This window comes from Nocardiopsis sp. CA-288880, assembly GCF_050955985.1.
GTDB lineage: Bacteria > Actinomycetota > Actinomycetes > Streptosporangiales > Streptosporangiaceae > Nocardiopsis > Nocardiopsis tropica.
In genome coordinates this window covers 3600316-3622629 of the sequence record NZ_CP192105.1, presented here as the reverse complement: position 1 = coordinate 3622629, position 22314 = coordinate 3600316, and the positions used below count along the sequence as shown (strand labels likewise).

Genomic DNA, 22314 nt, shown 5'->3' with positions numbered 1-22314 from the left:
GGTATGGACTCCCACAAGGTCCGGGCCCTCCTCGACCCGCTCCTGGACGGCGCCCCCGGCGACCTGCACATCCTCACCCTCCTCACCACCTCCTCCGCCTACACCTGCCTGCGGCGCCGTCTGGGCGTGCTCAGCGTCGAGCACCCCGAGGTGGTCGACGCCCTGGGCGCGGCCCTCCTGGACGGCGTCCCCGGGACGGCCGTGCTGCGCACCTTCACCGACCGCACCTCCCACACCCTGCCCGACGGCCGCGCCGTCCCCCTCAAGAGCGTGTGCGGGTGGCGGCTCGACGGGGGAGGGCTCCACCCGCTGGACGCGCGGGGCGTCGCCGCGGTCGCCCGCACCGACGCCCTCACCGGTCGGCGGCTGCCGCCCGAGCGCGGGGTCGGGTACGCCGACGCCTGGCCCGTGGACCTGGCCCGCTTCCACGCCCCGGCCAGGAGGTGAGGGGCGTGGAAGCGGAGGCCCGGGCGTGCGGTCCGGTGGTGGACGTCGCCGTCCACACCGGTGCCGGAGGCCCTCTTCGCCCGTGCCGGGCGGGGCGGGTGTCACCGACCTCCGTGGTCGGTACGCCTAGGGCAGCGGCGCCCCGCTCCTGGACGGCGGGACCACCTCGCTGTCGCCGTTCAGCCACGAGCGCGCGCCCCTGTCCTCGGGACCCGGATATCCGGGGTCGAACCCGGCCACCGCGTCCAGGCGGCGCACCGCCTGCTCGGGCAGGTCCACCCGGACCGCGCCCAGGTTGTCCCGGAGCTGGTCGGCGGTGCCGGCGCCGATGATCGGGTGGACGGTGTGCGAGCGGGCCAGGGTCCAGGCGATCGCGACCTGGGCCGGGCTCGCCCCCACCTCCCCGGCCACCTCGCGTACGGCGCGTGCGGCCCCGTGCTCGTGCGGGGAGAGGGCGGCGGCGTCGACCCGGCGGCTGGAGGCCTGGGCGCCGGGGCCGGTGAACCTGCCCGAGAGCACCCCGGCGGCCAGGCCGCCGTAGGTGGCCGCGCTCAGCCCCAGGGCCTCGGACATGGGCAGCAGTTCGCGTTCGACGTCGCGCCGCAGGAGGCTGTAGGGCACCTGCACGCCCACGAACGGGGACCAGTCCCGCCACAGGGCCAGGGTGTTGGCCTGGGCGACGAGCCACGCAGGAAGGTTGGAGGCCCCCACGTACAGGACCTTTCCCGCGCGCACCGCCTCGTCCAGGGCGCGCATGGTCTCCTCCACGGGGGTGTACTCGTCCCAGGTGTGCACCCACAAGAGGTCGATGTAGTCGGTGCGCAGCCGTCGCAGGCTCCGGTCGAGGGAGAGGGCGAGGTTCTTGCGGTGGGTGCCGCCGGTGTTGGGGTCGGTGGGGTCCCGGGGCATGGCGTACTTGGTGGCGAGCACGAACCGGTCGCGGCGCCCCCGCAGGAGTCCGCCCACGACCTCCTCGCTGTCGCGGTAGGCGGAGGCGGTGTCGATGACGTTGCCGCCCGCGTCCTGGTAGAGGTCGACCATGCGGCGCGCCTCCTCGGGCCCGGAGAAGGTCATCGCTCCGAGGAAGAGCTGGGAGACGCGCAGGCCGGAGGGGCCCAGGAGCCGGTAGCGCATCAGGCGGCTCCCCTGGTCGCGCGTGCGGCGCCCCCGGTGCGGGCGGGCCGGTCCGCCGCCGGGTGCGGCCTGCTCGCCGCGGGCCGACCGTGCGGGTGGGCGGTTTCGTCCGGTGTGAAGGTCATGGGGCCAGTGTGGAGAGGAGGCGGGCGCGGAGGAAGGCCGTGGCGAGGCTGGCCCTGAGGGGGCCAGGACGGCAGGGGCGCCCGATCCTAGACTCGGCCCATGGACGACAACGCATTGGGAGAGTTCCTGCGCGCCCGCCGGGAGGCCCTGCCCCCGGACCGGGTGGGGCTTCCGGCGGGGCCGCGGCGGCGCACCCCCGGTCTGCGGCGGGCCGAACTGGCCACGCTCTCGGGGGTGAGCGTGGACTACCTGACCCGGTTGGAGCAGGGGCGCGACCGCAACCCGTCCGGGCAGGTGCTGGTGGCCCTGGCCGACGCGCTGCGCCTGTCCGTGGGCGATCGGGTGCAGTTGCGCAACCTGTCCAAGGCCGCCTCCGGTGTGGGGGCGCTGTGCCCGCAGCAGCCGCCCGAGCGCGAGGTGCGCCCCACCATGGTGTCCCTGCTGGAGCGTCTGGAGCCCGCCCCGGCGGTGCTGTTCAACAGGGTCGGTGAGACCCTCGCGCACACGGCCGCGTACGCGCGCCTGGCGGGCCCGGTCGGGCTCCTGGACGAGGACGGCGAGCCGGTGAACCGGTGGTGGTTCGTGTTCGCCGACGACCGGGCGCGGCAGGTGTACCCGGACTGGGACGGCGTCGCGGACGAGCGGATCGCCGAGCTCAGGTCCGAGAGCGCGCTCGACGACCCCTTTCTCGCGCACCTGGTGGAGGAGTTGGAGATCGTGGGCGGCGCGCCCTTCACCGGGGGGCGAACCAAGTACGCCAGAAAGCGGCAATGGGCTGGGCGTCGAGTAGCTGAGCTACCGCGGTTCAAGGTCGTTTTCCGCTGCCCTGACTTCCCCATGCACGACGGCCAGGTTCACCCCGACCCCACGGGCGATCTCGCGCAACGACTGACCCTCGGCGCGGCGGGCCAGGATCGCGCGGCGTTTGTCGGCGTCTACCACCCGGGGGCGTCCGCCCCTGCGTCCGGCCCGGGCGGCCGATTCCAGGCCACTCTTGGTCTTGCGGACGATGTCGCGGCGGCGGTCCTCGGCCAGGGCGAGCGCCAGGTCCAGGATCAGGCTGCGCTCGGTGTGCTCGCCGGCGGCGATGCCGTCCAGGATCTTGACCGCCACGCCGCGCTCGAACAGGTCGTTGAGCACCATCAGCCCTTCGAGGAGGTTACGGCCCAACCGGTCGGCCTCCTGAACGGTGAGCATGTCACCGGGGCGCCTGTAGTCCAGGACCGCCCTCAACGCGGGCCGATCGGCAATCTTGAGCTTGCCGCTGATCTTCTCCTCGAACACCTTGACGCAGATCGGGTCCAGGTCCTCGTGCTGGCGCCGGGTCTCCTGCTTGCTCGTGCTGACCCGCACCAGTCCGACCAGCGCCATCCCCACCTCCCGGCGTTCGCAAAACGCGTTCACAAACCAGGGTAAAGCCCACGGGTAAACGAACGGGTTGATGAACACCGTGTCCTGGGAGAACACCACCGGCCGCCCCCGGGCCGGTGGTGTTCGGTAATCGGTCGTTATCCGAACGGGTGCGTCCCCGACCGGACCGGTAGGGCCGGCCGGAATCACCTGCTGGCGCGGCCGCCCTCGCGAAGGAAGAGGGCGAAGTGCACCACCGGCCCCGCAGGCACTTCGAATCCGTCACCGGGATGCCGCCTCTGCAGACCCCGCTCGACGACTACGTCGCAGCGATCCGCAGTTCCTTCGAACCGTTCGTCGCCACGCATCACTCCGTCACCGGCCACGTCATCACCATCAACGGCGACCATGCCGCCGCCCACGCCCACGTGCACGCCGAGCATTGGGTCCCCGGCGAAGTCGCAGCCGGCGGTAAGCCTTTCGGCTGACAGGTTGCCCTCCCACAACCGGCCCCCGGCACCGGCGCTGACATGACACGCAGCGCCACCCGGCCTTCGTCGGGGTGGACGACGGGACCGCTCACCGTACGGCCGCCCACACCACGACGAAGGCCTACATCGTCCCGGGCACCGAGCCCCAGCGCGGTGATCGCCTCATGCCACGCCCTCGATCACGTCCCGACGGCCCTCGGTCCGTTCAGCCCGGCACCCACACGGTGGGCGAGGGGACCCGAGGCCTCAACCGGAGTCGAGCGTGTCACAGGCTGCAACGGGCGTCGGCGGGCGGGGGTTCGAGGTCGAGGAGATATTCGTTGACCGCGTCGTCGACGCACTCGCTGCCGCCGAGGAGGTAGGCGCCGTGCTGCTTGCCATCGACGGTGAGCAGGCTTCCGCCGAGAGCTCGAGCCATCGCGACGCCACCCTCGTGCGGCGTCGCGGGGTCGCCGGTGACCGACACGACGAGCGTCTCGGGGAGGCCTTCGACATCGGCGAGCCAGGGCTCGTCGCTCGTGGGCGGTGCGGGCCACGCCTCGCATTCGCTGTGGTAGTTCCCCGCCGTGAACACGTCGAGGTCGAACATCGGCGCGGCCTCCCCGAGCTCGCGTGCGAGCGCGGTCTGTTCCTCCGGCGTCAGGCGGGGCCAGTCCATGCAGCGCACGGCGAGGTTCGTGTCGGTGTCCAGGCCGTAGGCGCCGTCCGGCGTGCGGGCGTAGAAGGCGTCGCGCAGGGCGAGCATCTCGTCGGGGTTCCCTGCCTCGAGCGCCGTCAGGGCGGAGATGACGTTGGTCCAGCTCGCCTCCGAGTACAGGCCGCCGGAGATGGCGAGGTAGACGTCCCAGACGTTGAGGGCTCGGCCATCGGAGGTCGCCGCTGGTGTCTCGATGATCGGCTGGACGATCTCGTGCAGGCGATCGTTCGCGGCCGCGGGATCGGCACCGAGTACGCAGCCGGGTGATTCGGCGCAGAGCGCGGCGAGGTCGTCGAACCGGGCCTGCATGCCGGTGAACTGGGAGATGCGGAACTCGCTCGCCGTCAGGTCGGGCGGGACGGCGCCGTCGAGCACGATCGCACGGACCTTCTCCGGGTAGGTCGCGGCGTACATGGCGCCGAGCTCGGAGCCGTAGCTGTAGCCGAGGTAGGTGAGCTTCTCGTCGCCGAGCACCTCGCGTATGAGGTCCATGTCGCGCACGACATTCGTCGACCCGGCGTTGACGAGGTTCTCGACGCCGCCGGAGCCGTCGGCGCAGCGCTGCGCGATCTCGGCCGCCTGCTCGGCGCTCGTGACCTCGTACACCGCGCCGAACCGCAGCGCGTCGCCCGCGTCGTACTCCTCGTCGGTGTAGCAGTCGAGAGCGGGAGTAGACGACCCGACCCCGCGCGGGTCGAAGCCGACGATGTCGAAACGCTCGGCGACGGGGCTGGCCTGCCACAGCGGCAGGGTGGACGCGACGAAGGTGGTGCCGGAGCCTCCGGGGCCTCCCGGGTTGATCAGCAACGAGCCCTCGGCCTCGCCCGTGGCGGGCAGGCGCAGGAGCGCGACCCGCGCCCTCTCCCCGTCCGGCTCGTCGTAGTCGAGCGGCACCTCGACCGAGGCGCATTCGAGTGCCGGGTTCGCGAACAGCTCGGTGTCCGCCGCGTTCGTCGCGGTGTCCTCGCATCCGCCCCAGTCGAGCTCTTGTTCCAGGTAGGCGCCGGGGTCCGCATCCGCGCCGGAGTCCGGTGGGGGAGAGGCGGACGCGCAGCCGGCGAGTAGGAGGAGTACTGGCGTGGCGGCCGCGGCGAGCACGGTCGTGAGGCGCCGGGAGCGATTCGGGAGTGGAGGACGTGATCGCATGCGTTTCTCCTTTGTCGAGCCGCAGTCGTGTACGAGGGTGCGGCGGCGGTTGACGGGGTGTTCTTGGTCGAGTGCGCTGAGATGCTCGATCAGGCAGCGACCCTGACCGGCTGGTGCGGGGACCTCAGCTCCCGATCCCTTCGGTCTCGGCGTCCAGGAGCCGGTGGTGGCGGAAGGTGAGTGCTCGTTCGGTCCCCGCGAGGCCCGCGGTGATGGTGAGCGCCGTGTTCGCCCACGTCGGCAGAGCGACGGGCGAGACGAACGGGATGAAGCGATCCGCCCAGAGCGGCAGATGGGTGACCAGTTCGAGCAGCTGCGGCGCGAGGAGGATCAGATTGACCGTCAGCACGATGACGGCGCTGGCGGCCAGCGCGCGCCCGACCCCGGGGTGCCGCCGGGAGAGCTGAGCGCGCCGGTGCTCGGGCGTCCCCGGCGCGGGATCGAGGCGTCGCTGGCTACCGTCCGCGCTGATCAGGTGGATCCGCTGCATGCCGTACCTGCTCGCGGCGACCTCGATGCCGTCCGGTCCGAGTGGGAACCGGACCGGCATGTCGGAGGTCCGCACGTGCCGGTCGTCCCTGTAGAGCGACGCCCGCCCCGACAGGTGGTCGACGTCGACCGTCGCCGTCGACGCGTCGGGAAGGTCGATCGCGAAGCGCGTGCGCTGCAGCGAGAGGGAGGGGCGAAACGGTGGCAACGGCGCTCCCGGTTCCGGATCGGGCGTCGACCATGCTCCCGCGTCCCCGTCGAGACCGTCGAGACCTTCGAGCCCGTCGAAGCCTTCGATCCGGCCGTCGTCGTGATGCCTCTTCCGCGCCGCACCGTTCCAGGGGTCGTGCCAGCCGCTCACGTCTGGTCCAGTCCGGGGCCGGGACGGGAGGGAACACCGCCACGGGACCTATTTAGCATCCTCATGCCAAATAAAGTAGCACATGCATGCCAAAAAATGACTAGGATGGTGTCCATGCCTAAGAGAGTCGACCCGGATGCCCGCCGGGAGCAGGTCGCCGATGCCGTGATCGACGAGATCGCCGAGCACGGGATCCGCTCGGTGACCCTCACCCGGATCTCCGCACGCACCGGCCTGGCCATCGGGAGCATCCGGCACTACTTCGGCGACACCGTCCGCGAGGTCATGCGCTTCACGCTGGGCGTCCTCATGCAGCGCGCCGCGCGCCGCGACGCGAGGATGTCCGACGACCCGGTGGCGCGAATCGCGGATGTGATCGCCTTCGCCACGCCGACCGACGAACAGGAGCACCGGGAGAACATCGCCCTGGTCGAATACCGTGTCATGGCGCGCACGGACCCGGAGCTCGCTGCCGACATCGCCGCGACGTCCCTCGCGGCCGAGGAGCTGATCCGCTCGCTGCTGCGCGAAGCGCTGGCCGACCGTGTTGTCGACGAGGAGGCGCTGCACCGCGAGGCGCTCCTGCTGTTCGCCCTGATCGAGGGTCTCTCGTTCAGTTCGGCGCTGTCCTCCGCCCCGTTGCAGGAGACGGACGTCCGTGCCGCCGTGACGGCGACCATGCAACGTCTGCGCAACGCCTATCCGCCTTCCGAAACAGCCGTAGAGGGAGCGGCTAAGCGGCCAGGTCCAGGACGGTGAAGTCGATCTCGTCCAGGGCGGCCTCGAACGCCTCCGGTTCGATGCCCAGCACGTCGGTGGCGTAGGCGCCGAACCGGGTGATGTGGAAGCGGATGTAGGGGGAGAGTCCGGCGAGTTCGGCGGCGGTGATGGTCCACCCCTCGGCGACCAGGTCGCGGACGATGTCGGCGATGTCCAGGGCGTTGTGGAAGATGACCAGGTTGGCCAGCAGGGTGTTGAGCTTGATGAGCTTCTCCTGCTCGACGGGGTCGTTGTCGGCCAGCACCCCGTTGTTGCCGAACCGCAGCCATTGGGAGAAGCCGTTGTAGGACTCGACCTTGTTGGTGGCCGCGGTGATCCGGGAGCGCAGCGCCGGGTCGGCCAGGAAGCGCAACAAGGCCACGGTGCGCACCGACCGGCCGACCTCGCGGAACACCTTGTAGATGCGGTTCTTGCGCGAGTTGGAGCGCAGCCGCCGCATCAGGGTAGCCGAGGACAGTCGCCCCTGGCTGATGGAGACGGCGACCTGCATCAGGTCGCGCCAGTGCCGCTCGATCAGCTTGAAGTCGATGACGTTGCGCCCCCGCTCCCCGTACAGCTCGTCGGTGCTGGGGTAGATCACCTTGTCGGATGCGCGGAAGAAGGTGAGGTCGGCGAAGTTGCGGATGCGGGGCATCAGGTCGAACCCGAACAGGGTGGCCAGGGTGAACACCGGCGCCGACTGGCCTTGCGTGTCGGCGTGCACGGTGGAGGGCTTGATGCCGGAGGAGTTCTCCAACAATCCCTCGATCAGGTGGACCGCCTCCCACACCCCGCACGGGATGAACCGGGAGAACAACGCGACGTAGGTGTCGGAGACGTAGTGGTAGGCGATCCCGCCCACCCCGCCGTAGCGGATGGAGGTCTCGGCGAGCAGGTTGTCGACGTAGGTGGCGACCTGCGTGCCGTCGGCGGCCACCGAGGTGCCGTCGCCCCAGGCCCGTACCACGTCCAGGTCGTTGAATGCGTTGACCACCACGGCGATCGCGGCGTTGAGCTTGGTCAGGTCGATGTGGCGGTTGCGCACCATCGACAGCTCCCGGGCGGTGATCCCGGCGATGTGGCGGGCGGCCTCGGTCGGGCCGATGTTGATGCCGCCGGTGAACACTGCCAGCGAGTACCGGCCCAACGTGTCGCGGATCTTGGGGTCGGCCCCGGAGGCAGGGCCGAAGCAGTGGTGCCAGCCCAGCCAGTAGGCGGTGCGCGCCACGATCTGCAGCAGGGACCGCTCGGGCAGGCGCGCCTCGATCGCCGCGGCGAGTTTCTCCACCGCCTGCGGAGCGGCCGAACCGCGCCGCGAGCGCAGTCGGGGCACCCCGTCGTCGATGAACAGGTCGGTGTTGTCGGCGTACCCGGCCTCCAGTGCGGTGGCAGCGTCCAGGTGCTGGTGCCTGAGGTGGTCGACGAACCCCGCCGCGGTGGCGGGCAGGCCGACCTCGGCGCAGAACGCGGCCAGCTGCTGCTCGCACTCGGCCCAGGTGAGCAGGTGCTCGGACCAGTCGGCGTACTCGTTCGACCCGACCACGGCGATGTCGCCGGTGCGCAACTCCTCGGCCAGGTAGCAGAACACCATCGCCTCGAAGTGGCGCCGCTCCACCATGCCCGGCCGGCGCCGGTCGGTGACGACCCGCCGCCAGTTGCCCGAGGCGAAGCAGATCCCAGACTCCGCATCCTCCGGCTCGGCCGGAGGCGGCAGCGGGATGAAGTCACGCCGCTTGACCGCGTACTCCCGGGCGTGCTCCAACGCCACCAGCACCGAGGCATCCGAAGAGGTCGCTTTCAGCTCCAACCGGCCGGCCAGGTCGAACATCACCGCCCGGTCCTTCTTGAAGAACCGGTGCACCAGCACCTCGTGGTTGTCGCCGTGGAAGGCCGACACCTCCTCGATGTCGGCGAACTGGGAGGCGAACCCGCCCGCCTGCTCCACCACCTGCGCGGCCCGGCGGGCCCGCTCGGCCGCCCCGCTGCCCTCCGCAGCGTCCGGGTCCAGGTGCTCCAGGACACCGCGGTAGGTGCCGATCAGGTGCTCGTTCACCGCCCGCTGACGCTCGCGGATCTCCTCCAGTTCCTCCTTGGCCTTCTTCTGGTTCGAGGCCACCCGTTTGCACAGCATCTCGGCCAGGTCGTCCCGGGCGCGCATGCGGGCGGTGTGCACCAGGCACGCCACCAGGGCCAGGCGCTTGACGGGGTCATAGCGAGAGAGCGTGTCGGCGTCCTGGGCGGCGGCCTCGCCCGCGAAGTCGCCGATCTTGGACGGGGCGATCCCCTCCAGCCAGGCGCGGGTGTCGCCGAGCTCGTCCACCTCGGCCATGTAGGCGACCTGGGCCTTGAACCGCGACCAGGACGCCCGCTTGGCGGGCTTCTTGAGCCGGTTGAACATCGAGTAGCCGTCCTCGGCCACGGCCACCAGGGCCTGAAGGCGCGCTCGGCCTTCCTCGCCCATCCGGTCGTTGACCTGGGTGAAGATCTCGGCGTTGGCCTCGGAGCGGATGTGGGCGGCCATCTCGTCCAGGGTGGTGAACCCCGGCAGCTCCAGCGACGCCTCCACCAGGCGGTCCAGCGCGACGTTGATCAAATCGGGCGGGTAGTTCTTGGACCGGGCGGCCTCACGGATCGCCTCGGCGGCGACCGCGCGGGCCCGCGGCGGATCGTTGGTCACGCCCTGGCGGGTCCGGATCTGTTTGCGGTGCCAGCGGGTGGTGCGCCCCGCCCCGTGGTCGGGTTCGACCTCGGCATCCAGGTCCAGGCAGCGCCGGACGTGGTCGACCACCTCGGCGGGGATCTCCTTCTGGGTGGGGAAGCGCGCCATCTTCTGGTAGCACTTCAGCGCGAGCACCACCGCGAACAGCGCCTCGGGAGTGTTGGTCAGCCCGGCCGCCCAGGTGACCTCGTCGGCGTTGGGGGTGAAGGACAGGTGCAGCATCCGCGCTGAGGTCAGCTTCTTGAACTGCGGGTAGGCCGTGCGCTCGATCGAGGTCACTGGCGGCCCTCTTCCAGGACGGGGGGCGGGGATCGCGGACACGGTAGCGACAGCGAACCAGTGCGTCCCGGGCACTTCACCGAATCGCAACCGAACAGGAGCAGACCTCTCCGGCGCGGATGCCATCGGGTCCGTTGATCAGCTCATTGCCGCTTTCCGGCGTACTTGGTCCGCCCCCCTCACCGACCGGCTCGCTGCGGCGCCCGCCGTGCCCCGGCGCAGCGGCCTCGAACGCCTGGTGCACCCGGAGGCGGGCGAGTTGCGGTTGTCCTACGAGAGCCTGGACGCCGGAGGCCAGCGCCTGGTGGTCTACCTCCCCGCCGACGAGGGGACCGCCGCGGCCCTGGACCGCCTCACCCTGTGCGGCCCCGTGCCCCTGCGGGCGGTGTCCGGGTAGTGTCTCCGGCCGCCCCGGCACGGGGGCGCCCGCCCCCCTCTGGCTAGGCTGTGGGGCTCTGGCGACTGAGAGAGAGGACTGCGCCCATGGGCCCGGTCGTGGAATCGGTGAGCAGCAGCCCCGTGCACGCTTTCAGCAAGGACGTCCTTCCCGGTATCCGGCTCCTGGCCGGGCTGGGTGTGGAGGGCGACGCCCACATGGGCGTCACCGTCAAGCACCGGTCCAGGGTGGCCGTCGACCCCACCCGGCCCAACCTGCGCCAGGTGCACCTGATCCACGCCGAGCTGTTGGAGGAGCTGGCCGCGGCCGGTTTCGCGGTCGCCCCGGGGCAGTTGGGGGAGAACGTCACCACGCGCGGGCTGGACCTGCTCGCCCTGTCGACCGGGACCGTCCTGCGCTTCGGCGGCCGCGCCCGGGTGGAGGTCACCGGGTTGCGCAATCCGTGCCTGCAGATCGACGGTTTCGCCGGGGGCCTGCTCAAGCGGCTGGTCCACCGCGACGGGGACGGGAACATCGTGCGCCGGGCCGGGGTGATGGGGGTCGTCCTGGAGGGAGGCCCCGTGGAAGCGGGCATGCCCGTCGAGGTGGGCGCGCCCGCGGGGGAGCACTCCCCCCTCGTGCCGGTCTGAGGAGCGCCCGTTCCCGCCCCCGGTGGCCGGGGGCGGGAACGGGTTGCGGAGCGGGGTGCGCCACCGGGCGGGCGGTCCCGTCGCCGGGGCCCGCGGGGTCAGGCCAGCCCGGCAAGGAGTGCGGGTTCGTAGAGGACGTCGAACCCGGTGATGCGGTCCCCGTGCACCGTGAACGCCAGGGCGGCGTAGGGCCGCCCGCCCTTGAGGGAGACGAACCCGGGCAGGCCGCGGACCAGCGCCGGGCGCGCCTGTTCAGCCAGCCGCGCGAAGGCGATGGCCTGGGAGGCCACGGCCCGCGCGCCCCGGGTCCCGGCGGGGACGCCGGCGGGTGTGGCTGCGGCGTCGGGGCGGACGACCACGTCGGGGGCCAGGACCCGCAGGAGTGCCTCGAAGTCGCCTCCGCGGGCGGCCGCGAGGAAGGCGTCCACCACCTCCCGGCGGTGTGCCAGGTCGGTCCGGCCGCTCGCGCGGTCGGTCCCCGCGGTGTGGTCCGTGCCGGTCAGGAATCGGTGCGCCGGGAGAGCCGTTCGTGGCGCTGGCGGGCGGCCTGGGCCGAGCCGAGGCCCAGTCCGAAGGCGATCTCCTGCCAGGTCATGCCGCGGCCCTTGGACATCTGGAGCAGGCCGGCCTCCAGCTGGTCGAACTCCGCGCGGGCCCAGGGCACCAGGGTGAGGGCGGCGGTGAGGTCGTCCTGGTCGACGGGGGGTTCGCCGTCCTGGGGCAGGGCGCTGCCGGCGGCGAGGTCGGCGACGCGGCGCAGGGCGTCGAAGGGCTGCATGGGCATGCGCTGCTCGTCCCAGCGCGTGCGGTGCTCGCCGGCGGCGTGGCGTTCGGTGATGCGCAGGAGCGCGTGGTGGGTGCGCAGGCGCTGGGCGTTGCGGGCGTCGGGCCGGGTGAAGGCGGCGTCGCGTTCTTGCTCGGTCATGCATCTAGCATGGGGTTTGAACAAGTTGTTGTCAACTAGTTTTTTTCAACTCAGTGTTCATGACTGGGGCGGCGGTCCCCGAGGTGTTCCCCGGGGACCGGTCGGGGCGTCCGCCGCACGGCCCGGCGCAAAGGCGCCCCGGTCCTCAGCGGGCCAGGTACTCCGCGAAGGTGGTCCTGCCGACCGCTCTGTCCGGGGCCAGGTGGCCGCCCGCCCGGTAGGCGGCGAAGGTCCTGCCGGGCAGGCGCACCGGCAGGAGCCGCCGGCGCACCCCCTCCGCCTCCAGGTAGGCGCGGGCCAGGTCGCGGAAGGACTCCACGCGCGGTCCGCCCATGTCGGGGGCGCGGCCCGCCGGGGCCCCCTCCGCCAGGCGGGCCAGGCGGGAGGCGACCTCGGCGCTGTCGACCGGCTGCACGTCCACGTCCGGGAACGGCATGAGCGGCGAGCGGGCCGCGCCCGCGCAGAACCGCCGGACCAGGGCGTGGAACTGGGTGGCGCGCAGCACCGTCCAGCCCAGGCCGGAGGCCTCCAGGGCCCGCTCGACCAGCAGCTTGTCCTTGTAGTAGCCCAGGGGTACGCGGTCCACGCCGACGATCGAGACGTAGACCACGTGCGCCGTGCCCGCCGCGCGCACCTCGCGGACGAGGTGGGTGGCGGACTCGATGTCGCCGCCGGCGGGACTGGAGGCGCAGTGGACCACCGTGTCGACCCCTTCCAGGGCCCGGCCCAGGCCGGCGCCGGTGCGCAGGTCGACGCCGACGGCGTCGGGGTCCCCGGGGTCGGGGTGGCGGCTCAGGGGGCGCGCGCCGCGCCCCGCCCGGCGCAGGTGCTCCACGACGGCACGGCCGAGGGTTCCGGTACCGCCTGTGACCAGCACTGTCCTCATGGTGGCTCCCTCTGTGGCCGGTGGGGACGACGCTAACACCGGAGCAGGGTCGTACGTGTGCTTTCGCGGTGGTTCGTCGTGGTGTGTGTTCCGGCTGCCCAAGGGCCCCGCCGGACCGTTCGGCCGATTGGCCGGGGGACGGGTGACCTGCGGGGAAGGCGCGGCGCTAGGGTGCTGGCAGCGTCGGCGCAGCGGGCGGCGGCGCGAAGCGGTGAGGAGTGTGCCCATGTCCGGGATCGCCGAGAGGCTGACGGCAGCGGTCGGGGAGGAGCAGGTCGTCACCGACCCCCAGATCATGGAGGGCTACTCCCACGACGAGGCCGAATGGGCCCCCTACGGGCGCCCCGCCGCCGTGGTGCGCCCCCGCGACACCGCCGACGTGTCGGCCACGGTCGCCCTGTGCGCCGAACTGGGGGTCCCGGTGGTCGCGCGCGGCGCGGGCACCGGGCTGTCCGGGGCGGCCAACGCCGTGGACGGCTGGGTGGTGGTCTCCTTCGAGCGCATGAACCGCGTGCTGGAGGTGGACCCGGTCCAGCAGACCGCGACGGTGCAGCCCGGCGTCGTCAACGACGACCTGCGCGAGCGGGTGGCCCGGGACGGCCTGTGGTACCCGCCCGACCCCGCCTCCGCGCCCTGGTCCACCATCGGCGGGAACGTGGCGACCAACGCGGGCGGGCTGTGCTGCGTCAAGTACGGGGTCACCCGCGACTACGTGCTGGGCATGGAGGCGGTCATGGGGGCCGGGGAGGTGGTGCGGCTGGGCCGTGTCACCGCCAAGGGCGTGACCGGCTACGACCTGTGCGGATTGATGGTCGGGTCGGAGGGCACCCTGGGCATGGTCACCGAGGTGACGCTGCGGATGCGGCCCCTGCGCACCGGCGCCGAGCACACGGTGGTCGGCTACTTCGACTCCCTCACCGACGCCGGGCGCGCCGTGGCCGCCGTCTCGGCGGCGGGGGTGGTCCCCTCGGCGATGGAGCTCATCGACCGGTTCTGCCTCCAGGCGGTCGACGCCTGGAAGAACATGGGGCTGTCCGCCGAGGGCGAGGTGCTCCTGCTGGCGCGCAGCGACCAGCCGGGCGCGGCCGGGGAGGAGGAGGCCGAGCGCATCCTGTCCTGCTTCCGGGACGAGGGCGCGGTGTACGCGGTGCGCTCCACCGACCAGGAGGAGGCCGAGGCGCTGTTCGAGGCCCGCCGCCTGGCCTACCCGGCCCTGGAGCGGCTCGGACCGCTGCTGACCGAGGACATGTGCGTGCCCAAGGCGAAGCTGCCGGAGATGCTGGAGAGGATCGAGGCCGCCGCCGAGCGGTTCGACACGCGGATCGGCAACATCGCCCACGCGGGCGACGGCAACCTGCACCCGCTGTTCATCGTCCCCGCCGGCGACGAGGCGGCCAAGAAGCGCGCGCAGGAGGCCTTCGAGGTGATCGTGGACGAGGCCCTGGCCCTGGGAGGGACGGTCACGGGTGAGCACGGTGTGGGGTTGTTGAAGATGCGCGGCGCGGCACGGGAGATGGGGCCGGACGTGGTGCGGATGCACCACGCGGTCAAGAACGCCCTCGACCCCCGGGGCATCTTCAACCCGGGCAAGGTGTTCGCCTGACCCGCGGGCCGGGCGGGCCGGGGCCTCCCCGGGGGCCGCGCTGTGGCAGATTGTGGTCATGGACGACGAACTCGCGCCGACCCTGGCCGCGGTCGGACCCCGCCTTCGCGCCCTGCGCCGTGAACGCGGGGCGACCCTCTCCCAGCTGTCGGAGGCCACCGGCATCTCGGTGAGCACCCTGTCGCGCCTGGAGGCCGGACGCCGGCGTCCCACCCTGGAACTCCTGCTCGCGCTGGCCCGCGCGCACGGCGTGCCCCTGGACGAGCTCGTGGGGGAGGACCCCGCCTCCGATCCGCGCGTGCGGCGCAGCTCCTTCGTCCGCAACGGGATCACGTTCGTGCCGCTGACCCGCAAGCCCGGGGGGCTGCAGGCCTTCAAGGTCACCTATCCGCCGCCCCAGGGCCACACCGGGATCGAGCAGCGCACCCACGAGGGCTACGAGTGGCTGTACGTCCTGAGCGGGCGCCTGCGCCTGGTCCTGGGCGACCACGACATGGTGCTCTCGGCCGGGGAGGTCGCCGAGTTCGACACGCGCCTGCCGCACGCCTTCGCCAACCCCGGCCCCGAACCGGTGGAGTACCTGGGCCTGTTCGGCCCCCAGGGGGAGCGCGCCCACGTGCGGGTGCGCCCGCGCACCAGGGGATCCGCCGACAAGGAGTGAGTGGGAAAGGGGAACCGGTCCGGTGGTGAGCGGCGTCTCACCGTGGGAGAGCCGCACCCGGATGAGGAGTTCCCCTTGGACGTCGCCCTACTGGTCCTGGCCGTCACGGTCGCTGTGGTCGCCGCGGTCGGCGCCCTGGTGTTCGCGGGCTCGGCCGCCGAGCGCCGGCGTGCGAAAGCCCTGGCCGCCTGGGCCGAACGCGAGGGGTGGCGCTACGACCGGGAGCGCCCGGAGCTGGTGGACCGCTTCTCGGGGGATCCTTTCGTGAAGGGACGTTCCGACGCCAGGGCCACGCACGTGCTGTGCACGGAGCTGAGCGGCCACCGTGTCCTGGCCTTCGAGTACCGCTACTCCTCCTCGCACCACGACGGGCGCCAGACCAGGACCGCCACCCACACGCACACCGTCGTGGTGCTCCCGGTCCCGTCCGGCGCCCCCGTGCTGGAGCTGCGGGAGGAGGCCCTGGGGCATGCGGTGCTGGGGCCGCTGGGGGTCCACGACCTGAGGCTGGGCGAGACGGCGTTCGACTCCCTCTTCTACGTCGCCACCTCCGACGACGGCTTCGCCCGCGCCGTCCTGGACGAGGACGTGCGGTCGTGGCTGGCCGGCGCCGGTGCGGCGGCCGTCCCGTTCCGCGTCCACGGCGACCGCCTGCTGTGCTGGGACCACCGGGAACTGGACGCCGAACGGGTCCGTGCCTCGGCCCGGACCATGGTCGGACTGCTGGAGCGGATCCCCGCCTCGGCCTGGGAGGTCGCCCCGAAGGCCCCGGAGGTCCGTCCCTGAGTCGGCTGCCTCAGGGACGCCGCGCGGGCGCGGAACCGCTCCACCGCAGGTCCGGTTCCAGGTGCGAGACGTCGTTGAAGGCCAGGATCTCCGCCGCCCGCCCGGGCGTGTGGCGGATGACGGTCAGGGCGGCGTTGGCCGGGGCCAGGGTCGCCCACCGCCAGGCGGGCGCCCCGAGGGCGGCCACCGTCAGCCAGCCCACCGGGTAGGCATGGGTGATGATCGCCTCCCGGACCTCCCGCTCGCCCGGGGCCGGACCGGAGAAGCGCTCCAGGCACCGGCGGCCCAGCTCGGGACCGGGGCCGCGCTCCCGCTCCGGCAGGGAGGCGGTGAACGCCATGACGGTGTCTGCGTACTCGGGCGGCACCTCCTCCCGGGAGGGCAGGTGGGGCGCGTAGTCGCCCGCCTCGGGCGCGGCTGTCGTTTCGACCCCGGCCCCGTCCAGAGCGAGCCGGCCGGCTACCAGGCGCGCCGTCTCGGTGGTCCGCTCCGAGGGTCCGTGGTGGAGCGTTCGCACCCCGGCCTCGCGGAGGCGGTCGCCGAGCAGGACGGCCTGGCGCAGGCCGTTCCCGGTCAGTCCGCCTTGACCGGGGTCGGCCTCGGCGTGGCGGGCCAGGTACAGGTAGCGGGTCGCGGGCATGGGGGTCCTCCGGTCGGGTCGGTCCTCGGAGCCGGGAAGCCGCCGCCCTTCCCGGGGCGCGGCGGGGCTGCGGCCGTACCGGTCGGATCCCGTGGGGCTGTGCGCGGTTCGGCGTGCGGGGCTCACGCCGGGGACCGCGTCGGCGGGGGCGGCACCGAGGCCGTGCGCGCACCGGCCGCCGGGCCCGTTCCGCCGCCCGCCCGGGCCGCTCTGCGACGGGGCTCCGGCGGTGGCCGCGGGGGCGCGGTCCGTCCGCCGGCGGAAGGTGAGACGTCCCCCCTGAGCGGGTAGGGCGGCCAACGCGGCACCGGAGCGGTGCCGAGGACGCGACCCGAGGGGGCAGCCATGGCCGACAGGCTCAACGGACGCAGGATCGCGATTCTGGCCGCGGACGGGGTCGAACGGGTCGAACTCGTCCGCCCGCGCGAGGCGCTGCGGGAGGAGGGCGCGAGCACCGACCTGGTCTCGCTGAGCGAGGGGGAGATCCAGTCGATGAACGGCGACATCGAGCCCTCCGAGCGGTTCGCGGTGGACCGTGTGGTCTCCGAGGCCAAGGTGGAGGACTACGACGCCCTGGTGGTCCCGGGAGGGACCGTCAACCCGGACAACCTGCGCCTGGACGCGGACGCCGTGGGGTTCGTGCGCGACTTCGTCGCGGCGGGCAAGCCGGTGGCGGCCATCTGCCACGGGCCCTGGATCCTGGTGGAGGCCGACGTGGTGCGGGGGCGCACGGTGACCTCCTACCCCAGCATCCGCACCGACATCCGCAACGCCGGCGGGGTCGTGGTGGACGAGGAGGTGGTCACCGACCACGGGGTCACCACCAGCCGCAACCCCGACGACCTGCCCGCGTTCTGCGAGCGCATCGTGCGGGAGTTCGCCCAGGGGTGAGGCGTGCGCCGGCGCGGTGCGAACGACGGGCGGGGCGGTGGATGCTCCCGGCATCCACCGCCCCGCCCGTCGTCTGCCCGGAGCCTACTCCGGCCCGGACTCGTCGGGGTGGCGCCGCAGGTGGACGACGGCCGCGACGAGGCCGCCCCAGAGCACGGCGATGGAGACGACCATCATGACGATCGCGCTGGTGGACATCAGCTGTCACCTTCCTTGGCGGTCAGGGCGGCGTCGGCCGCGTCCTCTCGGGCGATGGCGTCGGCGCGCTTCCAGGGGAACAGCGAGACGACGATCCCGAACACGAGGGCGCCGATCGCCACGCCCCAGCCCGCGGAGAGCAGGAACCCGGTGGAGTAGCCCGCGTAGTTCTCCGTGAGCTCGGTGCGCAGGCTGTCCCACATCATGAAGCCGAGCAGGACCGGTGTGATCCCGCCCAGCACGACCTTCCACCACGTGCCCAGGCGGATGGAGGACACCTCGTTGGCGTGCTTCTGGAACATCGGCAGCCGGCGCAGGACCCACCCGAAGACGATGAGCATCGCCAGGGCGGCCAGGACGATGCCGTACTGGTTGATGAAGTGGTCGAACACGTCCAGGTAGTGCAGGCCCTGGTGGGTGGGGAAGATCAGGATGGAGACCAGGGCGATGATGCCGCCGACCAGGAACACGGACTGCAGGCGGCCCAGGCCGACCCTGTCCTGGACGGCGGAGACGACGACCTGGACGATGCTGATCAGGGAGGTCAGCCCGGCGATCATCAGCGAGGCGAAGAAGAGCACGCCGAACAGCGCCCCGCCGAAGGGCAGGGTGGAGATGATCTGCGGGAAGGCGATGAAGGCCAGCCCGATGCCCGAGGTGGCGACCTCGTCGACCGCGGTTCCGGCGGCGGTGGCCATGAAGCCCAGCGCCGCGAACACGCCGATGCCCGCGAGCAGCTCGAAGGAGCTGTTGGCGAAGCCCGCGACCATGGCCGAGCCGGTCAGGTCGGCCTTGCGCTTGAGGTAGGAGGCGTAGGTGACCATGATGCCGAACCCGATGGACAGCGAGAAGAAGATCTGCCCGTAGGCCGCCACCCACACGCTGCCGTCGAGCATGGCGTTCCAGTCGGGGGTGAACAGGGCGTCCAGGCCGGCGACGGCGCCGTCCAGGGTGAGCGCCTGCACCACCAGGACGAGGAACAGGACCGCCAGCAGCGGGATGAAGACCTTGTTGGCCTTCTCGATGCCGTTGCGCACGCCCAGGGCCAGGATGGCCAGCACCACGACCCACACGCCGACCAGCGGCCATGCCACCGCGGGCACGTACCCGGTGATGCCGCCGGGGGTCTCGCTCATCTGGAGGTAGTCGCCGAAGAAGAACCCGTTGGGGTCGTCCCCCCAGGCGCCGGTGACCGAGAAGTAGATGTACGAGGCGCTCCAGGCGATGATCGCGCCGTAGAAGATGGCGATGACGAAGCAGATCGCCACCTGCCACCAGCCGATGGCCTCGGCGGGCCGGGAGATCCGTCTGTAGGACAGGGGGGCGGAGGACCGGTACCGGTGGCCGATCGAGTACTCCAGGATCAGGAGTGGGATACCGGCGGTGAGCAGGGCCACCAGGTAGGGCAGCATGAACGCCCCACCGCCGTTCTCGTAGGCGATGTAGGGGAATCGCCAGATGTTCCCGAGTCCGACGGCGGATCCGATCGCCGCCATCAGGAATCCCGCGCGCGTCCCCCACTGCTCGCGAGGCTGTTGGGCCATGTTCAGGCCTCCTAAATCATCCCGTAGTTCGCGAACCGCACCGTAGCAGGAGTTGGTCCAGGCGGCATCGTTGGGACATTTCGCCTCGCCGCATGTCGTGCAGCAATACGGTTTTCGTATCACTTCGTCCAGGTATGGACGTACCCCGCGCGTGTGTCAAGGAACACTGGACACCTCTCTTCAGTCGCGCTTGCACACGCGTGTGGCGGCGCCCCCGGGGTACCGGGGGCGCCGCCACAGGTCCTGCCGCGCGGGGCCGGAGGGGTGTCAGGGGCGGTGGCGCGGCCTGGGACGCAGGCGGGCGTTGGGCAGGTCGGGCGCGGGCAGAGCCGCGCCCCCGTCACCGGTCACCGCGGGGAAGCGGCATCCGGGGGCGGGCGCCTCGCGGCCCTGTTCCCAGGCGGTGCGCGCCCGGACGATCTCGTCGTGGTCGCGTCCGACGAAGTTCCACCACATCACCAGGTCCTCGGCGAAGGGCTCGCCGCCGATGACCAGCAGGTGGGCGCGCTCCTCGGCGTGCAGGACGGCGTGGTCGCGCCCCTGCCCCAGGTAGAGCAGGGATCCCGCGCCGACCCGGTGCCCGAGGGTGTGCACGGTCGCGTCCAGTGCCAGCACGCCGTGCTCGAACCCCGGATCCAGGGGCATGCGCACGCGGGCGCCGGGCTCCAGCACCAGTTCGGCCCCCATGAGCGGGGTGTAGGTGCGGGCGGGGGAGCGGCGCCCGTCCACCTCGCCCATGATCACCGTGACCCTCGCCCCGTGCGCCGGCGGATCCGCGGGGGCCGCGCCGTCCCGGTCCAGGCGCGGGAGGTCCAGGACGGGCAGGTCGGCGTGGTGCTCGAAGTGCGGGTCGCCCTCGCGATCGGCCCCGGGCAGTGCCACCCACAGCTGGGCGCCGTGCAGGTCGCGGGGGGCGTCGGCGGGGGTGCGCTCGGAGTGGGCGATGCCGTGCCCGGCGGTCATGAGGTTGAGCTGGCCGGGGCGGACCAGCTGGTCGGAGCCGACGCTGTCGCGGTGGTGGACCGTCCCCCTCACCAGCCAGCTGACGGTCTGGAGGCCGATGTGGGGGTGCGGCGGCACCTGCATGCCGGCCCCCGGGGAGACGTCCGTGGGGCCGTAGGCGTCGGCGAAGCACCAGGCGCCGACCATGCGGCGGTTCTTGCCCGGGAGGGCCCGGCGGACCAGCATCGCGCGGGGCCCGCCCAGGGGGACCTCGCGGGGTTCGAGGAGTTCGGTGTCCGGGTCGGGGAGGTCGGGGTCGATCTCCCCGGCGCACACGCGCTCTTCGGCGGGGTGGGGTTCGAGATTGCTCACCCTGCCGAAAATAGCCGAGGCGGCGCCGGCGCGGGCACCGCCGCGAACCGGGACCGCACCCGTGTCACCAGCGCATGTGCACGTGTTCGGCGAATCCGAAGAGGCCGTCCACGGCCACCGGGTGGCCGTCGTCGGTGTGCACGGTGCCGGTGTAGTGGCCGAAGCACTGGTGGGTGTCGTTGACGAGGACGCCGGCGTCGGTGCGGTCGACCCGCTCGTGGAAGGGGGTGAAGACGAGGTCGACCTGGTCGGAGCCGGGGGTGCGGATCCACCAGGGGGTGAGGGCGTCGTCGGGGTCGTACTCCCATTCGAGTTCCTCGCCGATCTTGGACAGGCGCCCGTCCACGCACAGGGCGTTCTCGGTCAGGCCGGTGCCCTCGGTCCACCGGCCGCCGAACTGCAGCCCCACCGTGTGGCCGTCGGTGCGGCCGGAGGCCGCTCCCCAGTTCCACCGGGTGTCGTAGGGCCAGCGGCCGCGCCCGTGGTCGAGCACCCCCCAGCCGCCCCCGAAGTCCAGGACGTCCCCTCCGAGGCGGACCGCGCCCCGGGCGGGGCGGGCGGTGTGCTTGGAGGTGTACTGGAAGCGGTCGGCGCTCCAGGGGATGACCACGCTCATGGTCTCGTGGTCCTGGGGCAGGTCGACGGTGAGGTCGCCGTGGAGCCTGCCCTCGGGGGTGTCGCAGGAGAAGCGGAGCCGTGTCGCGCCGGGCGCCTCCTGGACGAGGGCGCGCACGGGTCCGATGGCCGCGCCCGTCCCGGCGCCCAGGGTGTCGGGCAGGCGGACGCCGTGGGCGAGCGGACGCAGGGAGGTGCGGCTCACCTCGCGGCCCCCGTACTCCAGGAGGTACACGCCGACCACTCCGAGGTAGTCGATGTCGGCGACGGTGAGGGCGACCAGGTGGGTGGGGGTGGACACGCACCAGTACTCCCACTTCTTGCGGCGGCCCCAGCCGGGGAGCGCGCTCCGGTGCAGTGGGGTGCGCGACCACCCCACGGCGTCGGGGTTGAGGCGGCCGTCGGGCGCGCACAGGTCGACAGGGGCGGTGATCTCCCGCTCGTGTGTTGCCATGCCCGGCAGCATAGGGGGGAGCGGGGCCGCCGGTAAGGGCCCGGCGGGCCAGGTCGGCGGCGGTGCGGCGTGCGCGGCCGCCCCGGGCGGCGGTGCCGGGCCGGTCCGTCGCGGCCGCGGGCGGGTGCTACCCGCCCGCGGCCGCGGCCTCGACCGGTTGCCTGAGGATGGTGCGCATCTTCCCCGGTGCGACCCTGCGGAAGTCGCCGAGGTAGATCTCGTGGTGTCTTCCGGTCATGCGCAGCCCGTGGTCGGGGATGAACTCGTGGTGCATCCGCGCCAGGACCCCGGCCTCCCCGTCGAACGGGCCGACGTGCAGCGTCTGCACGCACCGGCCCTCCGACAGCCGCTCCAGGCGGACGTCGCCCAGGCGCGCCGGCCTGTTCGCGGCCGCCGCACGCTCGACGGCGGAGGCGAACATGTCCTGGTCGGTCCAGTCCGGGACCATGATCATCATGGTCCAGTCCCACCGGGACTTGTCGCGGGCCGCCGTGAAGGCGTCCATGTCCTCGGCCCACCACAGGCCCTCCAGGGGCATGACGACGTAGTCGCGCCCGAGCTCCCGCTTGCTGGCGAACTTCAGCTTGTAGGCCACCGGGTAGAGCGCCCCGACCGCCTGGGCGAAGGCCGGTGAGGTGTTCGGGTCCCCGCGGCCGTCGATCATCAGGTAGTGCAGGTCCGGTATCTCGGCGATCCGGAACCGGCCCCGTGGCGCCCGGTAGGCGTCGAGGGTCTTCTTGAAGTCGGTCTTGTCGGTCATCGCGTACCTGGGC

Annotated in this window: 24 protein-coding genes and 1 pseudogene; 10 read left to right on the top strand and 15 right to left on the bottom strand. The window is 72.4% G+C overall.

Annotation, left to right across the window (positions count from 1 at the left end):
• The first annotated feature begins 3 nt into the window (after positions 1 to 3).
• Positions 4 to 447, top strand: coding sequence for a hypothetical protein (locus ACQPYD_RS15640; protein ID WP_330161369.1), 444 nt, complete (start codon positions 4 to 6; stop codon positions 445 to 447).
• A gap of 126 nt (positions 448 to 573) precedes the next feature.
• On the opposite strand, the gene ACQPYD_RS15635 is transcribed toward ACQPYD_RS15640, so the two are convergent.
• Both ACQPYD_RS15635 and ACQPYD_RS15630 read right to left on the bottom strand, forming a co-directional pair.
• Complete coding sequence (locus ACQPYD_RS15635; RefSeq protein WP_433701702.1) at positions 574 to 1581, bottom strand: aldo/keto reductase; 1008 nt, start codon at positions 1579 to 1581, stop codon at positions 574 to 576.
• A complete protein-coding gene (locus tag ACQPYD_RS15630) occupies positions 1581 to 1706 on the bottom strand; it encodes a hypothetical protein (protein ID WP_433701701.1) in 126 nt (41 codons plus the stop codon). The genes ACQPYD_RS15635 and ACQPYD_RS15630 overlap by 1 nt, the downstream gene beginning before the upstream one ends.
• A gap of 100 nt (positions 1707 to 1806) precedes the next feature.
• Between ACQPYD_RS15630 and ACQPYD_RS15625 the strand changes: the two are divergent.
• Positions 1807 to 2361: pseudogene (locus tag ACQPYD_RS15625) on the top strand (helix-turn-helix domain-containing protein); the annotation flags it as partial.
• Between the two features lie 141 nt (positions 2362 to 2502).
• Here ACQPYD_RS15625 and ACQPYD_RS15620 read toward each other — a convergent pair.
• Complete coding sequence (locus ACQPYD_RS15620) at positions 2503 to 3078, bottom strand: recombinase family protein (RefSeq protein WP_433702069.1); 576 nt, start codon at positions 3076 to 3078, stop codon at positions 2503 to 2505.
• A gap of 227 nt (positions 3079 to 3305) precedes the next feature.
• Here ACQPYD_RS15620 and ACQPYD_RS15615 point away from each other — a divergent pair, with 227 nt between their 5' ends.
• On the top strand, positions 3306 to 3545 hold the full coding sequence (locus ACQPYD_RS15615; RefSeq protein WP_433701700.1) for a nuclear transport factor 2 family protein: 240 nt from the start codon (positions 3306 to 3308) through the stop codon (positions 3543 to 3545).
• Positions 3546 to 3813: 268 nt separating this feature from the next.
• Here ACQPYD_RS15615 and ACQPYD_RS15610 read toward each other — a convergent pair whose 3' ends face one another.
• Complete coding sequence (locus ACQPYD_RS15610; protein ID WP_433701699.1) at positions 3814 to 5391, bottom strand: alpha/beta hydrolase; 1578 nt, start codon at positions 5389 to 5391, stop codon at positions 3814 to 3816.
• Positions 5392 to 5515: 124 nt separating this feature from the next.
• Positions 5516 to 6241, bottom strand: a complete 726-nt coding sequence (locus tag ACQPYD_RS15605; RefSeq protein ID WP_433701698.1) for a hypothetical protein — start codon at positions 6239 to 6241, stop codon at positions 5516 to 5518.
• 114 nt (positions 6242 to 6355) lie between these two features.
• Here ACQPYD_RS15605 and ACQPYD_RS15600 point away from each other — a divergent pair, with 114 nt between their 5' ends.
• Positions 6356 to 7000 (top strand): TetR/AcrR family transcriptional regulator, encoded by a 645-nt coding sequence (locus ACQPYD_RS15600; RefSeq protein ID WP_433701697.1) that lies wholly within the window; start codon positions 6356 to 6358, stop codon positions 6998 to 7000.
• Here ACQPYD_RS15600 and ACQPYD_RS15595 read toward each other — a convergent pair.
• Positions 6975 to 9998 carry a Tn3 family transposase gene (locus ACQPYD_RS15595; RefSeq protein ID WP_433701696.1) on the bottom strand — a complete coding sequence of 1008 codons (3024 nt, stop codon included), beginning with the start codon at positions 9996 to 9998 and terminating at the stop codon, positions 6975 to 6977. The two genes, ACQPYD_RS15600 and ACQPYD_RS15595, sit on opposite strands and share 26 nt — an antisense overlap.
• On the opposite strand from ACQPYD_RS15595, the gene ACQPYD_RS15590 reads away from it, so the two are divergent.
• On the top strand, positions 9979 to 10395 hold the full coding sequence (locus ACQPYD_RS15590; RefSeq protein ID WP_433701695.1) for a hypothetical protein: 417 nt from the start codon (positions 9979 to 9981) through the stop codon (positions 10393 to 10395). The two genes, ACQPYD_RS15595 and ACQPYD_RS15590, sit on opposite strands and share 20 nt — an antisense overlap.
• Positions 10396 to 10481: 86 nt before the next feature.
• Positions 10482 to 11024 (top strand): MOSC domain-containing protein, encoded by a 543-nt coding sequence (locus tag ACQPYD_RS15585; protein ID WP_433701694.1) that lies wholly within the window; start codon positions 10482 to 10484, stop codon positions 11022 to 11024.
• Positions 11025 to 11122: 98 nt separating this feature from the next.
• Here the strand turns inward: ACQPYD_RS15585 and ACQPYD_RS15580 are convergent, their stop codons facing one another.
• The 3 genes from ACQPYD_RS15580 to ACQPYD_RS15570 all read right to left on the bottom strand — a co-directional run bounded on the left by ACQPYD_RS15580 (position 11123) and on the right by ACQPYD_RS15570 (position 12835).
• Entirely contained in the window at positions 11123 to 11452 is a 330-nt protein-coding gene (locus tag ACQPYD_RS15580; RefSeq protein ID WP_433701693.1) for a hypothetical protein, read from the bottom strand.
• Between the two features lie 71 nt (positions 11453 to 11523).
• Complete coding sequence (locus ACQPYD_RS15575) at positions 11524 to 11949, bottom strand: DNA-binding protein (RefSeq protein WP_433701691.1); 426 nt, start codon at positions 11947 to 11949, stop codon at positions 11524 to 11526.
• 145 nt (positions 11950 to 12094) lie between these two features.
• Positions 12095 to 12835: an SDR family oxidoreductase gene (locus ACQPYD_RS15570; protein ID WP_433701690.1), complete on the bottom strand. Its 741-nt coding sequence runs from the start codon at positions 12833 to 12835 to the stop codon at positions 12095 to 12097.
• A 226-nt stretch (positions 12836 to 13061) separates the two neighbouring features.
• Here ACQPYD_RS15570 and ACQPYD_RS15565 point away from each other — a divergent pair, with 226 nt between their 5' ends.
• From ACQPYD_RS15565 to ACQPYD_RS15555, 3 genes are all read left to right on the top strand, one after another.
• On the top strand, positions 13062 to 14438 hold the full coding sequence (locus ACQPYD_RS15565; protein ID WP_433701689.1) for an FAD-binding oxidoreductase: 1377 nt from the start codon (positions 13062 to 13064) through the stop codon (positions 14436 to 14438).
• A gap of 58 nt (positions 14439 to 14496) precedes the next feature.
• Positions 14497 to 15099, top strand: coding sequence for a helix-turn-helix domain-containing protein (locus ACQPYD_RS15560; RefSeq protein WP_433701688.1), 603 nt, complete (start codon positions 14497 to 14499; stop codon positions 15097 to 15099).
• A 75-nt stretch (positions 15100 to 15174) separates the two neighbouring features.
• Entirely contained in the window at positions 15175 to 15885 is a 711-nt protein-coding gene (locus tag ACQPYD_RS15555) for a hypothetical protein (RefSeq protein ID WP_433701687.1), read from the top strand.
• A gap of 10 nt (positions 15886 to 15895) precedes the next feature.
• On the opposite strand, the gene ACQPYD_RS15550 is transcribed toward ACQPYD_RS15555, so the two are convergent.
• Complete coding sequence (locus ACQPYD_RS15550) at positions 15896 to 16525, bottom strand: histidine phosphatase family protein (RefSeq protein ID WP_433701686.1); 630 nt, start codon at positions 16523 to 16525, stop codon at positions 15896 to 15898.
• A gap of 345 nt (positions 16526 to 16870) precedes the next feature.
• On the opposite strand from ACQPYD_RS15550, the gene ACQPYD_RS15545 reads away from it, so the two are divergent.
• Positions 16871 to 17416 carry a type 1 glutamine amidotransferase domain-containing protein gene (locus ACQPYD_RS15545; protein ID WP_267950151.1) on the top strand — a complete coding sequence of 182 codons (546 nt, stop codon included), beginning with the start codon at positions 16871 to 16873 and terminating at the stop codon, positions 17414 to 17416.
• 84 nt (positions 17417 to 17500) lie between these two features.
• On the opposite strand, the gene ACQPYD_RS15540 is transcribed toward ACQPYD_RS15545, so the two are convergent.
• The 5 genes from ACQPYD_RS15540 to ACQPYD_RS15520 form a co-directional block, all read right to left on the bottom strand.
• Complete coding sequence (locus ACQPYD_RS15540) at positions 17501 to 17614, bottom strand: methionine/alanine import family NSS transporter small subunit (RefSeq protein WP_267950150.1); 114 nt, start codon at positions 17612 to 17614, stop codon at positions 17501 to 17503.
• On the bottom strand, positions 17614 to 19158 hold the full coding sequence (locus ACQPYD_RS15535; protein ID WP_267950149.1) for a sodium-dependent transporter: 1545 nt from the start codon (positions 19156 to 19158) through the stop codon (positions 17614 to 17616). The genes ACQPYD_RS15540 and ACQPYD_RS15535 overlap by 1 nt, the downstream gene beginning before the upstream one ends.
• 267 nt (positions 19159 to 19425) lie before the next feature.
• Entirely contained in the window at positions 19426 to 20472 is a 1047-nt protein-coding gene (locus ACQPYD_RS15530; protein ID WP_433701685.1) for a pirin family protein, read from the bottom strand.
• Positions 20473 to 20536: 64 nt separating this feature from the next.
• Positions 20537 to 21541: a DUF2804 domain-containing protein gene (locus ACQPYD_RS15525; RefSeq protein WP_433701684.1), complete on the bottom strand. Its 1005-nt coding sequence runs from the start codon at positions 21539 to 21541 to the stop codon at positions 20537 to 20539.
• A gap of 127 nt (positions 21542 to 21668) precedes the next feature.
• The gene (locus tag ACQPYD_RS15520; protein WP_433701683.1) at positions 21669 to 22301 is read right to left on the bottom strand and encodes a GyrI-like domain-containing protein; all 633 of its coding nucleotides are present in this window, start codon (positions 22299 to 22301) and stop codon (positions 21669 to 21671) included.
• Positions 22302 to 22314: the final 13 nt, after the last annotated feature.